Annotated in this window: 16 protein-coding genes; all 16 read right to left on the reverse strand. The window is 47.5% G+C overall.

Annotated features, from left to right (window positions below):
* On the reverse strand, positions 1-1,716 hold the full coding sequence (locus C4885_RS00460; RefSeq protein WP_113998537.1) for a phosphoadenosine phosphosulfate reductase family protein: 1,716 nt from the start codon (positions 1,714-1,716) through the stop codon (positions 1-3).
* A gap of 80 nt (positions 1,717-1,796) precedes the next feature.
* A complete protein-coding gene (locus C4885_RS00465; protein ID WP_113998538.1) occupies positions 1,797-2,009 on the reverse strand; it encodes a helix-turn-helix transcriptional regulator in 213 nt (70 codons plus the stop codon).
* 253 nt (positions 2,010-2,262) lie between these two features.
* A complete protein-coding gene (locus tag C4885_RS00470; RefSeq protein ID WP_113998539.1) occupies positions 2,263-3,630 on the reverse strand; it encodes a relaxase/mobilization nuclease domain-containing protein in 1,368 nt (455 codons plus the stop codon).
* Positions 3,591-3,920, reverse strand: a complete 330-nt coding sequence (gene mobC / locus C4885_RS00475) for a plasmid mobilization relaxosome protein MobC (protein WP_113998540.1) — start codon at positions 3,918-3,920, stop codon at positions 3,591-3,593. Before mobC ends, C4885_RS00470 begins: the two co-directional genes overlap by 40 nt.
* A gap of 260 nt (positions 3,921-4,180) precedes the next feature.
* The gene (locus C4885_RS00480) at positions 4,181-4,840 is read right to left on the reverse strand and encodes a hypothetical protein (RefSeq protein ID WP_113998541.1); all 660 of its coding nucleotides are present in this window, start codon (positions 4,838-4,840) and stop codon (positions 4,181-4,183) included.
* 96 nt (positions 4,841-4,936) lie between these two features.
* On the reverse strand, positions 4,937-5,359 hold the full coding sequence (locus C4885_RS00485) for a hypothetical protein (protein WP_113998542.1): 423 nt from the start codon (positions 5,357-5,359) through the stop codon (positions 4,937-4,939).
* On the reverse strand, positions 5,356-6,864 hold the full coding sequence (locus C4885_RS00490) for a DNA methylase (RefSeq protein ID WP_113998543.1): 1,509 nt from the start codon (positions 6,862-6,864) through the stop codon (positions 5,356-5,358). Before C4885_RS00490 ends, C4885_RS00485 begins: the two co-directional genes overlap by 4 nt.
* Positions 6,865-6,890: 26 nt before the next feature.
* Complete coding sequence (locus C4885_RS00495) at positions 6,891-7,274, reverse strand: MmcQ/YjbR family DNA-binding protein (RefSeq protein ID WP_113998544.1); 384 nt, start codon at positions 7,272-7,274, stop codon at positions 6,891-6,893.
* A gap of 20 nt (positions 7,275-7,294) precedes the next feature.
* Positions 7,295-8,656 carry a hypothetical protein gene (locus C4885_RS00500; protein ID WP_113998545.1) on the reverse strand — a complete coding sequence of 454 codons (1,362 nt, stop codon included), beginning with the start codon at positions 8,654-8,656 and terminating at the stop codon, positions 7,295-7,297.
* Complete coding sequence (locus C4885_RS00505) at positions 8,643-8,888, reverse strand: hypothetical protein (protein ID WP_147237708.1); 246 nt, start codon at positions 8,886-8,888, stop codon at positions 8,643-8,645. The genes C4885_RS00500 and C4885_RS00505 overlap by 14 nt, the downstream gene beginning before the upstream one ends.
* Positions 8,876-9,019: a hypothetical protein gene (locus C4885_RS16335; RefSeq protein ID WP_158538754.1), complete on the reverse strand. Its 144-nt coding sequence runs from the start codon at positions 9,017-9,019 to the stop codon at positions 8,876-8,878. The genes C4885_RS00505 and C4885_RS16335 overlap by 13 nt, the downstream gene beginning before the upstream one ends.
* Before the next feature lie 10 nt (positions 9,020-9,029).
* A complete protein-coding gene (locus C4885_RS00510; RefSeq protein ID WP_087383887.1) occupies positions 9,030-9,575 on the reverse strand; it encodes a hypothetical protein in 546 nt (181 codons plus the stop codon).
* Positions 9,576-9,585: 10 nt separating this feature from the next.
* Complete coding sequence (locus C4885_RS00515) at positions 9,586-10,581, reverse strand: O-acetyl-ADP-ribose deacetylase (RefSeq protein WP_113998547.1); 996 nt, start codon at positions 10,579-10,581, stop codon at positions 9,586-9,588.
* Between the two features lie 79 nt (positions 10,582-10,660).
* Positions 10,661-11,044 carry a VOC family protein gene (locus C4885_RS00520; RefSeq protein ID WP_113998548.1) on the reverse strand — a complete coding sequence of 128 codons (384 nt, stop codon included), beginning with the start codon at positions 11,042-11,044 and terminating at the stop codon, positions 10,661-10,663.
* A gap of 71 nt (positions 11,045-11,115) precedes the next feature.
* Positions 11,116-11,421 (reverse strand): carboxylate--amine ligase, encoded by a 306-nt coding sequence (locus C4885_RS00525; RefSeq protein WP_113998549.1) that lies wholly within the window; start codon positions 11,419-11,421, stop codon positions 11,116-11,118.
* The gene (locus C4885_RS00530) at positions 11,418-12,137 is read right to left on the reverse strand and encodes a hypothetical protein (RefSeq protein ID WP_113998550.1); all 720 of its coding nucleotides are present in this window, start codon (positions 12,135-12,137) and stop codon (positions 11,418-11,420) included. Before C4885_RS00530 ends, C4885_RS00525 begins: the two co-directional genes overlap by 4 nt.
* Between the last annotated feature and the right edge of the window lie 20 nt (positions 12,138-12,157).

Genomic DNA, 12,157 nt, shown 5'->3' on the forward strand with positions numbered 1-12,157 from the left:
TTACTTTGTCCTAAGATATTTGTCCATCATGCAGCCGCCGTCAAGATACTTTGCAGTCATACAAGCCTTACAATGGACGCATTTTTCCGGGTCGATGAAGTAACCGAAACTGCTAATAGTAATGGCACCAGCTCGACAAAGCGACTCACATTTCAAGCACTTTCTACAAGCGTTGAATTTCCTTATTTGATACCCAACCATGCGTTGTAAATCGTCATGGTCTGCAACATTCATTGTTCTAACTTTTACGGCATATTCATAACCGTCTTGACTAAAAGGTTGGAGAGAGAGAATTGGGATTTTTGTTTTGTGATCGAGAACAACAACTTCTCTTAGCAACTTTCTACCCAGTTCAGGTGCTACTCGTCCAAACGGTACAAACATCCCTATAAGCTCATCATCAAATGGTCTGACCAGCCGGTATATTTTGGCATGATCTTCGGCTGTGCAGTTTGTGAATCTAATCTTTACATCACTTGCTGATGCAAGACCATTGCCGCCTTGACGAGCTTTCCATTTTCCAGTATCTACATATACTTCGGGATCTGGTTTTCCTATTTTCTCTGCGAACTCCAACAAAAAGTTACGCCATTTTCTGGATTGCTCAGGCATATAGATTTTTGACAAAAACTGAGCGCGTTGGTTATTGTTAGGGCAGCACCAACAGCCTACACGATCGTAGCCGAGACGATAAGCGTCGTTGAAGTCTACATTTTCTGCGATTATGTAGAGCCAAATATCTATGTCTTTCCAGAAGAAAATCGGAGATGCCACTGTTTGCTGCTGAATCTTTACAGCATCGGCACTATCTTCAATTCGATTATATTTGCTCCGGCTTACAGACTCCGATTTCCTAATTCCATAGAATGTGAGTATTTGCTGACTACGGTACAAACTATTTATTACTCTTGTAATTGGTCCTGTTTTGAACATAGAACAGCACCAGCGCATCATTCTTGCAGGTGGTCCTATATCTTCGCAGACATCATAGAAGTTTTGATCGTCATTTTTGGCTACCTGAAAAATTGCATCAGGATGGTTATCCCGAAAACGCTGAGCATACTCTATTGTGCTTGGAAACTCTAATGTCGTGTTTCCAAATATATGAACAAGCGACGGGTTGCTCAAAGCCTTAACCGCCAAATCTGCTGTAACTGTCGAATCTTTGCCTCCTGAGAAAGACAAAACGATTCTTTCTTCGGGGAAGTTTTTGGCAGCTTTACGAATGAAGTTATGTGCTTCATCTATGAGATAATTTAACCGGTCACGGTTAGCCGAGACGAAGGTCGCCATGTGCTTATCAAAAAACTTGTATGTATTCTCACTCTGGTACTGATGCAGCAGCTCTGCGATTTTATCAGTGTCAACATTTTGGTATAGCCCGTTAGGAATTGAAATAGATTTGCCATCAATGTAATAACGATTGTTGCTTGCCCATACCGAGTTCTCAATATACTGATGCGGTTCTTTTTTCAGAAGAAGCTCAACAAGTAACCGCTCCTCGGGAAATACAGGACGAAGGTCAGCGGTCATATATTTTGTTTTACCCTTGCAGAGGGGGCAAGTACCTTTATCCGCTTGAGACGCTGTTTGAATTATTGGCGTGTGACAATGGTCGCACCAATATATTTCCACGGGGAGGTCCTCAATAGTTTGAGCACCACAAAGAGGGCAAATGCTATCGTTAGTTTCAATATTACAGTTGTTGCACCACATGAATGACCCCTCCTTTCGTGGAATTAGATTTACAGCTTCTCAACATAAGTATAGCAAATACAAAGTACAAAAAAACGGACTTATTCTCCTTCAATTTTTACAGCCTCACAAATATCGCCAATGTCGCAGTCCAAGTAATCGCAAATGCGCAGAAGGACAGAAAGAGCTACTTCCTCTCCTTTGTTAAGCTTACACATTGTTCCGGCAGAGATGCCGACATCCCTTTTTAGTGTAACTTTCGTAATGTCTTTTTGAATAAGCAGTACCCATAGCCGTTTATAGCTTATCTTCATATTACACCCCAAGCTTTCATGCACCAGTGTGGATACAGATATACAGATTAAATTATAGCATACATATTCGGTGTTTTCAATTAGTTCCTCTGATAATTCACAAAAAAGTTTCAAGAACGCGAGCTATATAATCGTATCGTCTGTGGGAAATGTCTGAACATATTAGACGAAGAGCTATAACACTGGTCAAGCCTTAATTCAATATGAAAAAGCTCATCAATCCGTTACTCTTGATGGATTGATGAGCTTTTCATTATTCCAGTTCGCTTCTTCTCTTGGTTTTCTGCTCCTGAGATGCAATGGGCCTCAAATAACTATCGACATTCGCCTTGATAGTGTCGATTTGCTTGGCTTCCTTCTTGAGCTTGGCTCTTTTGTCATAGAGCCGCTGCTGCTCTTCGGTCAGTCGTTCTTGTTCTGCTTGTAGAGCCTTCATTCTGGGAAGTTTTCTATCACCCTGAACGGCAAGGAGCGTACTCTTTGCTGCCTCAAAGATCACCAACTCGGCTTCATGCTTTGCCCGGAATGCGGTCTTGTCTTTGGCTTTCTGATAGGCTTCATTGACCGGCTTGAGCCGCTGATAGTTGCCGATATTTTTGATTAGCGGCTGTATCTCCCGAAGTCTGGCTTCGACACCTTTCAGATCCTTGCTGATGCGGTCATAGGAGCTGTGAATGTCCTCAGCCTTTGCTTCAAGGTCGGCATATTGGAGAAGGTTGTTCTCGGTGAGATAGTTGAGTGTTCGCGCAGCTTCTTTGAGAATTGTGAGCTTCGCTTTATGCTCGTAACCTTTGCTGCCGATGAGCTGGATGCGCTCCTGAATATCGCTGATGAGGGAGATACCACGGCGAGAGGTCTGCATCTGGCGCTTGCGGTTCCCGCGCCCCTGAATGCGCTCTTTGATCCGTTCCTCGGTGTAGTTGTCGCCGATGGTCTTTGCACGGGTAAAACGCTCCTGTCCCTCAGTACGGAAAGAGATGTATTTTCCGGTCTTGATTTCATATCCGGCTTCCTGCATGAGCTTCAAAAACTCATCGTAATCCTTCGCTGTGATGATGCAGCGGTCGATGGTCTGTTTGAGCTTTTGCTTCCAGCTCGTGCCGCGTTTGGCCTCAGTGTATTCTTTGTAGTCCATGCCCTTGCTCTGTGAGGGCGGGATTACAGAAAGCCCGTGCTCCTTGCAGATTTCGTCACTGAGCTGACGCATTTCCCGGTAGGTGCGCCGGTTACTTCGGTAGGCATGATAGTCCACAAAGTTGACGGCGTTGAAGATGATGTGATTATGGCAATGTCCCTTGTCTATGTGGGTAGCGATCACATATTCATACTTTCCTTTGAGCCATTCGTCTGCAAACTGCTTGCCGATTTCGTGCGCCTGTTCAGGCGTAACTTCTCCAACATCGAAAGACTGGATCAGGTGCCGGGCAATTACCTTCGGCATCTGCATTCCCCGCTGGACGGCGAGGTTGCGTGTCCACTCAAATTCTTTGGCCGCAGCATCGCTGGCCGCACAACCGAAGGAGGAAACATAGAGCTGGTCATCTGTCTTCTTAGGGTCAAGGATGTAAGCAAGCGCCTTATTTACAGTTCCTCGGATTGGCTTGATTTTAGTAACTGCCATATTTCCTTTTGCCTCTCTTTCAGCTCGACAACATCGTCCTCATACAGGTTCCCCTTTGAGTTTATGCGGCGACAAATCTGATTGATATTTGACGCGGCACGGCTGACTGCGGCTGCGAGCTTTTTCTGCTGAGTATAGTCAACCTTGATGATGTAGCCGTCAATCGCCATCTTCCTGAGATACGCGCCCATATTCTTTGTGCCGAGCTGAGCCATCTTCGCCTTTATGATTCTTTTTTCTTCATCAGAGACAAAGAAGAGTATCTGATTTGGCCGTGTTCTGTTTGCCATAGGCATTTCGTCCTTTCATAAAGATAGAGGGTTTGGGAGGCTTCCCAACAAGCATATTGAAGAGTAAGGGCAGGGTTCCCTTACCCGAAAATCGCCGTGTGTATATACACCGGCTGTGCTTGCTATTCTCTCAAAATCGTATTCCCGGTGCTTCTCCCCATAAAAATCCCCTTCACTTTACAACGGACAATTTTTGCGAAAAACTTGGTAGCAGATATAAAAAAGGCGCTCGAAAGCGCCTTTCCTCATGCTTGTGTAGCTTATTTCTTTTTCTCTTTACCGCGTTTCTCGTAGTCCTCGTCAATCCGGCGCTTCCAATCTGCGCCGAGCGGAGCGCTGCAACGGACCGCGGAGATCGCCTCACTCAACACTTCATAGTTGAGCTGTGTCCCGGCACTGTCAGAGTTGTAGTTGGCAGCCCGGTCAGCTCCGATCCCAAAATGCCGTGCTGTTTCCACTGCGTCGATGTTTGCGCCGAGAAACAGGAACTCCCAGCCATACTTCGCCTTCTGCCGCTCGATCATCTGCTTCACCCTGTCACTGCTGTAAAACCGGCTCGCATTCTCCATTCCGTCCGTGGTGATGATAAATAGCGTATGCTCCGGGACATCCTCCGGTCGGGCGTACTTATGGATATTGCCGATGTGATGGATCGCACCGCCGATGGCATCCAGAAGAGCCGTGCAGCCCCGGACGGTATAATCCCTGTCTGTCATTGGTTTGATGTCGCGGATGTTCACGCGGTCATGGATCACCTCGCTCATATTGTCGAAGAGGACTGTGGAGACAAGCGCTTCGCCGTCTGCCTTTCTCTGCTTCTCGATCATGGAGTTGAAGCCGCCGATGGTGTCGGCTTCCAGTCCGCTCATCGAGCCGCTGCGGTCAAGGATAAAGACGATCTCGGTTAAGTTCTTTTTCATGATGATTCCTCCCATATAGAAAAACTGTGACTGCTTTTGCTTACAGTCACAGTATAGGAGAAATCGTCTTCGGTTTGGTCGCATGGAAAGCGACATTCAAAACATATCGCGGAACAGTTCGCTTTCAATGTCAGCGACATCATCCAGAGGGATTTTTGTCCCGTCTGTGAGCATCATCCAGCGTTCAAACCCGTCTATCTTTTTGAGGCTTCCACTCTTTGTCACATACGCTCCGCCGGATTTTTTTGCATCCGGGATAAAGTAGGTGACGGTCAGCGCGGGATGCTCGCCAAGTCTTTCTAAGAGGATTTGTTGCTTTCTGTCCAGTGTTTCCTTTTCCTCTTCGCTGAGGTCAACCTTATCATTTGTAAGCCGTGCGGTTTCATGAATTGCGTCATCATAGCCGGTGAGAGCAGCAAACGGTGAGAACTGTGCAGCCCTGTCCAGCATCGACATCTGCGGCCTCTTCGATGAGACATGGTGCGGAAGATTGATGATGTCTCTGTATTCGTCACTCATGCCTTATGCCCTCCGATCTGCGCGTTCCTGTCCTTCGCGGTTGCGCCTTCCTCAAGGTTCATCCCTTTGAGAATAGCGTTCTTCCCAAACTTCTTTTTGATGGTGAGCATGGCTTGTTGAACTTTCTTTTCTCGTACCAGCTCTTCATCTTCCTGCTTGCGCTTCGCGTCGAGTGCAGCATAATCAGTGAAGAGGTCAAGCTGCTCAAAATCTCCTTTTGCAGAGGGGGCAGAAGCTTCGTCGATCACATGGGTCGCTGTGATGTTCAACCGCCGGATGAGCAAGCTCTTGTCTGTGATCCGGTCGAACAATTCCCCGGCGGAATCCATGATCTGCTTCGTGGAAGAGGTGTAGCGTTCCAGATTGATTGTGCCGTGGGCGTGTTTCGGTATCTGCCGCCCGTAATGGTCTTTTACTATATCGCCGTGATACTTTTTCCGACGCTCCGGGTCAGTCAGATTTTCGATGTCATAGCCAATCGTGATAACAAGCTGGTCGGTGACAAAGCCTTTGTCAACCAAGTCCATCGAGAGAAGGTCCGCCATTTCCCGAAGGACGAGCCGCGCTTTGTCTGCCTCATAAGGCTGGTGTAGTACCTGTCCAGAACCCAAGCTGTTGCTTTCCGGCTTGTACGCCTTAACTGCCTCAATGGTGCAAGGCTCCCAGCCCCAAGCATGGTCGATTAGCAGTTCCGCGTTCTTTCCGAAAAGCTTGTAAAGCAAGTCCTCATCCGTGACGGAGCGGCGGGCGACATCGCCCATTGTGAACATCCCGTTTTCTTCAAGCTTCTTGGCGTACCCTTTGCCTACCCGCCAGAAATCGGTGAGGGGCTGGTGTGACCAAAGCGTCTTGCGATAGCTCATCTCATCCAGCTCGGCAATGCGGACTCCGTTTTTGTCTGCCGGAATGTGCTTGGCGACAATATCCATCGCCACTTTGCAGAGGTAGAGGTTTGTGCCAATTCCCGCAGTTGCCGTGATACCGGTTGTCGTGAGAACATCCAGAATGATCTTCATGGCAAGGTCGTGGGGAGACAGCTTGTAGGTGGCGAGGTAGTCGGTGACATCCATGAACACCTCGTCGATAGAGTAGACGATGATGTCCTCCGGCGCAACATACTTCATGTAAACCTGATAGATGCGGGTGCTGTACTCCATGTAGTAAGCCATGCGCGGCGGCGCGATGATGAAGTCAATGGCAAGGGACGGGTTCTCTTGCAGCTCAGAGAAGAGATACGACGAGCCTTCCAGCTTTCGTCCCGGCGCGTCATGCTGCCGTCCGGCGTTTGCTTCCTTGACGCGCTGCTTGACTTCAAACAGCCTCCCACGCCCGGAGATACCGTAGCTCTTGAGCGAGGGCGTGACCGCAAGGCAGATGGTCTTGTCCGTCCGGCTCTCATCCGCAACGACGAGGTTTGTGTCCAGCGGGTCTAAGTTTCTTTCACGGCACTCGACCGAAGCATAAAAGCTTTTCAGATCGATTGCGATATAGGTGCGCTGCTTCATGCTTCGGCTGCCTCCTTTCAACGGTATCAGCTTTGTTTGGCTTTTCTCTTTATCTTGGGCGCGGTTGCGTCATAGCTCATATCCAACAGCAATTTTATCTGTTCGTCCGGCACACTGCCGTCTAAGGCGACTGAGACCCAGTTCGCTTTGCTCATGTGGTAAGCTGGAAAGACACCGGGTTCTTTCCGTAGCGAGCCGATGAGGATGGGGTCGCATTTGAGGTTTACCACATCAAGAGCATCTGCGCCCTCTAATCCCAGCTTGTTCTTAGGCACATCCATCACAACCGCAAACCATTTACGGTTATTTGAATGCCGGAACACACAGAAGAGCGGATGCTTTGCGAAGAGGTATTCCTCATCAACGCCATATTCATCTGAAATGTATTGTATGAACTGTTCGCGGTTCAATAAACGCGCCTCCGTTTCAGTCACTCAAAGACTACAATGTAGTCTTTAGCAAAATCCTCAAACATCTCGTTTGTGCTGTCAATCACACTAAACAATTCGTCATTCAACTTTCCCATCACATAGGCGTTTTGCGCCTCGGGCTTATTGATAATAACCCATTTAAGTTGCGAATACGAATATTTGGCGAATGCAAGCCACTGCGGATAGTTTATTGCCATCGGATTTTTCGTGAAGTAAATCTTTCCGGCATTCGCAGCCGTAGCTCCTGCATGAGCTATAAACAGCATTGTTGCCAACTTGGGATGTTTCTCTCGGTTAAGCGAAATTGGAATAGATGCTCGAATGCTGTTGCCTTCTTTGATACGCTTTATCGCATAACCAAGTCGAACGATTACCTCGGACACCATAACGGGAATGGACTGAGAACAAAAATGGATAAAGTCATATCCCTCGTAGTACATACCTTGAACAATCTCGGCAATCGTCTGTTCTTCTTCGCCGATGCTCCCAAATTGCAAAAGATTGAAAAGTCCCATCAGCGGAGCCGGTAAGCCCATCGAGGTTGTTATGTCCGTCTTGAAATGGATGATCTGCTTGGCAATCGCTGCAAAAATATCACTCTCTTTCCGGTCGGCATAATTCTCCATAACCTGAGAGACAATGTTACCGGCTTTGTCGATTGTTGTCATTCTGCCTGTAAGAATATCAATTACGCCAACAACAAGCCCCAGCAATGGATCATGCCCCAGAGAGAGAAGCCGATGATAGTATGCCGATAAGCCGTGAACATACTCAGTGGTATTCCGGTTGTCCTGCGCATCGTAAGGCACTTTGCTTTCTTTGCTATTAGCTAACTTTTGCATTTCGTCTTCCGGGTATTTTTTCTCAAAATAGTCTCGGATATAGTTTGAGAGCGTCCCAGCCGACAATCCTTCTGGACCCTTCTTTGGAATCCCCACAAGAAGAAGGTCAATAGCTGCGCTTGTCAAAGCGGCAAAAGCACTGATTGCAACATCCATTCTGTCAAGACGATTTAGTGCCGCATATTCGGCATTGAGCTTCCTGACAGCGGCAGAGTTTTCTCTCAACTCATCTTCTGTAAAAAGTGATTCCAAATCGCAATCTGTGCCAACATGACGCTCGGCTTCAACGCAAAGGGATTCCCATTTAGGGACAAGCACCGCCACACGATTAGATGGGGCAACCTGCAAATTAGGCTTTTCAATTTTATAACCGAGCTTTCTCAACAACGCCTCGCTGGATGCGATACAAGCATCGGCACTTTCAGTAGAGGGGAAATGTATTTCAGAAAGTTCCGCAGACTGATGTGCAAGTACCATATTCAACTGTCTTTCAAAATCCGAATAGTTATACTTGCTCATCCTGTACCGCCTCTCTCTGGAAATCCTCCAATGCTTTTTGTAGCTGCTGATTCAGGCACTCCAAGTAATCTTGACGCTCGCGGCTCATCTGTGCATCGTCTCTTAACGCTTGAATAAGTGCCGCTTGCTTACTTATTGCCTCTTTTTGAAGACGCTCCTTTTCAGCTTGGATCTGTTTTTGTTGTTTATCATCTATGTAGTCAGCAACACCGGAGACAATCAATGCAGCCACGGAGCAGCCAAAACAAATGCTCCGGTTCCTTTTCCACCGCCAAAAACCTTTCCAACCGCCTCGGCGGCTTCGTTCACAAGCTTTATGAGATTTTGCATGGAGTCTTTACTGTTGAAAATCAGATTGCCCATATTCGCCCTCCTATGCAACGCCCAAATCCTTACTCAAATCTTTGATGGCCTGTTGCAGAAGGATATTAAGGCTTTGCAAGTAGTCAATACGCTCTTTGGCTGCATCGGCTTCCTCTTTTAGCGCCTTGATTATACCTTCGTGCTTTTGAATGGCTTCTTTGTAGAGGCGTTCTTTCTCTTGCCTGAGCTGTTTGCTCTTGAGATGAGCGGCAACGCCAACCCCTCCCGCAGCAAGGGCAGCTACCGGAGCAGCCAAGACGAACACGCCTGCCACCATTCCTCCGCCAACGATAGCCCCTGCCGCTGCAAGACCCGAAGTGATACCAGCCGCAGATAATCCTACTGTACCCAAACCGTAGAGCGCAAGGAAGGAACCTACACCTCCAATTCCAGCGCCCAAAGCTCCCGTCAAAACCTCTGGAATTGCGCTATGCCGGATAGTTCTTGTTTTGTCATTTACTGCAACAGCGGCTTCGTTCAGAACATTGACCACTTGTTGCAGAGAATCGACACTTTGAAAGACCATATCCTTTTTCTTCTTCACATAATTACCCATATCTATCTCCTTACGCTCCGAGCAAGCTTTGGTCAAAGGCGAACAAAGCCTCATTGATCTCGAAGACATTGTAGTTCCCGTTCTCAATGAAATACTCAATGATAATGTCAAACTTGTTGGAGTGTGAGAGGGCAAAGCCCGCCTTCATGAGCATTTCTTTCGTTTCATCCAGCGGAAGTTCCAAGGCAATCGCAAATGCAAGCGCCGTGGGCTTCGACGGCTTATACAGCCAGTCGCTGCGGATCTTCGAGAAGAGCTTGCGGTCGATGTTTGCTTTCTTGTAGCACTGCGCATCGGTCATGCCTTTCTCGTCAATCTTACGAAGCAGCATCTCGGAAAAGCTCTCGTCGATCTGCGAAAGGGCATCGTCAAGGCTTTTCGCGCTTGCCGCCATTGGAGCGCCATATATTGCTTTCTCCGGTTCTTCTGAAAGCATCTGCATCCGGCGAAGCTGCGAAGCGCGGCTATCCGTATGCTCGTCCACATAGGTGTCGTCTATGTATGCGGCAATGTCGGAGAACAGCTTCTCGCCGATCTGATATGCCTTGCGGTCGAAGATGACGATATAGACCGTCATGTCATTTTCCAGAAGAAAGTCGCTGATCGTGTCTATGGCGACTTTCAACGCCTGGTCTTTCGGGTAGCCATAGATGCCCGATGAGATTAGCGGAAAGGCAACCGTCTCACAGCCGTGCTCCTTCGCCAGTGCCAAGGAAGTGCGGTAACAGGAGACAAGCTTTTCCCGTTCTCCGTGTTTTCCGTCCCGCCAGCGCGGTCCGACGGCATGGATCACATACTTGCAGGGAAGCCTATATCCCTTTGTTATTTTTGCACTGCCGGTTTCGCAGCCGCCAAGCGCCTTACACTCGGCCAGAAGTCCCGGCCCTGCCGCTCGATGGATGCAGCCGTCAACACCGCCGCCTCCCAGAAGGGAGCTGTTCGCTGCGTTGACAATAGCGTCAACCTTCATCTTGGTAATGTCATTTCTGACAATTTGAAGAGGCACAATACCACCCACCTTTCGTGTCTTCAAAATGTGTTTTTTAATTTAACCTGTCATCTTGAATGATTGGCTGTTATAGTTCTTAAATCGTGATTTCAATTTGGTTCTGTTCAATGGCAACAATGCAGCTTTCATAATAACCATCACCAGTTGTTCGAGGACCACTGACAACCTCATAGCCATCAGCTCGCAGCACAGCAGTCAAATCATCTACCTTTTCTTTGCTGCCCACACTAAAAGCGATATGCGCATACCCTGTGCGAGAAAGGTTTTTGGGGAGGTCAGACATTCCCGGTTTGTTCATGATTTCAAGTCGGGTCCCATTATCGAAAGAAAGAAAATATGAGCGAAAGTTGGTTTGGGGATTGTAATATCCGTCATTGGATGTCGCACCCAAATATTTCATAAAGAAATTTCTGACCTTTTCAAGGTCATTCACATATACAGCAATATGTTCAATTTTCATATATGCCTCCATAAAACTGCGATTTGTCGTTCTGCCTCACAAATCAATGAATTTGTAGATGAAAATTTTATCTATTCTTCTGTTTCTATAATGCCAAAGTCAACCAAGATGTTCTTCTCTGCATTAGGCGGATATACGATGCCCGTCATCTCATACTGATAGCGCCGCACCTTCCGAAAGTCTTTGATCGGCTCCGGGGCATAGGCCGCTGTTTCGCAGTGCTCATACTCCGGCATACCGGCAAGGTCATCTGCTGCCGCTTTAATCAGGGCATCGGCCACATCATCAATGTTCTTTCCGGTTTCAACAGCCACCAGCTCATGCTTTTTAATATCCTTATCAAGATCGCCAAAAGAGCGGTAGAGAATGTATTTCATGAGTCCTGTTCCTCCATTTCCTTTTCTTCGTCAAGTACCTTTTCGAGAAGTGCAGTCAGGGTCGCAGCGATTTTCTCAAAGCTTAAAGCATTTTCTTCGTCCTGCTGCGTCAAATAACAGATTGCAGCCTTGAAGGCCGTTGTCCTGTCCAGTTGGGTTTCATTATCAAACCGGTCAAGGATTTCATTGATCAACTGGACAACCGCCTCTTCCTCCGGGGACAACTCCGGTATATCAAACATGGATGCCAGCTCTTCATCCTCCATAAGCGTCTCGTATTTGAGATAGGAGCGGTATTCTTCGGACATCAGCTCTTCAAAATAGTTGATCATGATATGGACACGATACCCGCCGCTTTCTTCCGGCGTGATGCAGAGGTAGTGGGCTTTCTCACCGATGTCTTTTACAAAGGCCATATCCTCAGCATCGTCAAATTCCAGCATTCTCAGGTAGAGGTCGATGTGTGCGTCCCAATGCTCATAGTCTACAACACCGCGAATCCTACCGTGATGCCGCTTTGCATAGTCATCGCACCGGTCAAGCAGATATTCATAATTCTCCTTATCCTTCGGCACAACCACCTTCGGGATTGCGTCCATTTTCTTTGTAAACTCTTCCATAAAGCCACGGGGGGCAAAGGCTCGCTCAAATACAGCCGTTGCGCGGTCATCTTTTTCTACAATCTCATAATTGCGTTCAAATACGGTATTTTCCATTTTATATTTCTCCATGCAAA

This window comes from Subdoligranulum sp. APC924/74 (assembly GCF_003324125.1).
GTDB classification, from domain to species: domain Bacteria; phylum Bacillota; class Clostridia; order Oscillospirales; family Ruminococcaceae; genus Gemmiger; species Gemmiger qucibialis.

Excerpts from the sequence above, each read along its gene's own strand:
- C4885_RS00485 (WP_113998542.1), bottom strand. The coding sequence starts at position 5,359 with ATGAGTGACGAATACAGAGACATCATCAATCTTCCGCACCATGTCTCA.
- C4885_RS00490 (WP_113998543.1), bottom strand. The coding sequence starts at position 6,864 with ATGAAGCAGCGCACCTATATCGCAATCGATCTGAAAAGCTTTTATGCT.
- C4885_RS00465 (WP_113998538.1), bottom strand. The coding sequence starts at position 2,009 with ATGAAGATAAGCTATAAACGGCTATGGGTACTGCTTATTCAAAAAGAC.
- C4885_RS00470 (WP_113998539.1), bottom strand. The coding sequence starts at position 3,630 with ATGGCAGTTACTAAAATCAAGCCAATCCGAGGAACTGTAAATAAGGCG.
- C4885_RS00510 (WP_087383887.1), bottom strand. The coding sequence starts at position 9,575 with ATGGGTAATTATGTGAAGAAGAAAAAGGATATGGTCTTTCAAAGTGTC.
- C4885_RS00500 (WP_113998545.1), bottom strand. The coding sequence starts at position 8,656 with ATGAGCAAGTATAACTATTCGGATTTTGAAAGACAGTTGAATATGGTA.
- C4885_RS00530 (WP_113998550.1), bottom strand. The coding sequence starts at position 12,137 with ATGGAAAATACCGTATTTGAACGCAATTATGAGATTGTAGAAAAAGAT.
- C4885_RS00520 (WP_113998548.1), bottom strand. The coding sequence starts at position 11,044 with ATGAAAATTGAACATATTGCTGTATATGTGAATGACCTTGAAAAGGTC.
- C4885_RS00460 (WP_113998537.1), bottom strand. The coding sequence starts at position 1,716 with ATGTGGTGCAACAACTGTAATATTGAAACTAACGATAGCATTTGCCCT.
- C4885_RS16335 (WP_158538754.1), bottom strand. The coding sequence starts at position 9,019 with ATGGGCAATCTGATTTTCAACAGTAAAGACTCCATGCAAAATCTCATA.
- mobC (WP_113998540.1), bottom strand. The coding sequence starts at position 3,920 with ATGGCAAACAGAACACGGCCAAATCAGATACTCTTCTTTGTCTCTGAT.
- C4885_RS00525 (WP_113998549.1), bottom strand. The coding sequence starts at position 11,421 with ATGAAATACATTCTCTACCGCTCTTTTGGCGATCTTGATAAGGATATT.
- C4885_RS00480 (WP_113998541.1), bottom strand. The coding sequence starts at position 4,840 with ATGAAAAAGAACTTAACCGAGATCGTCTTTATCCTTGACCGCAGCGGC.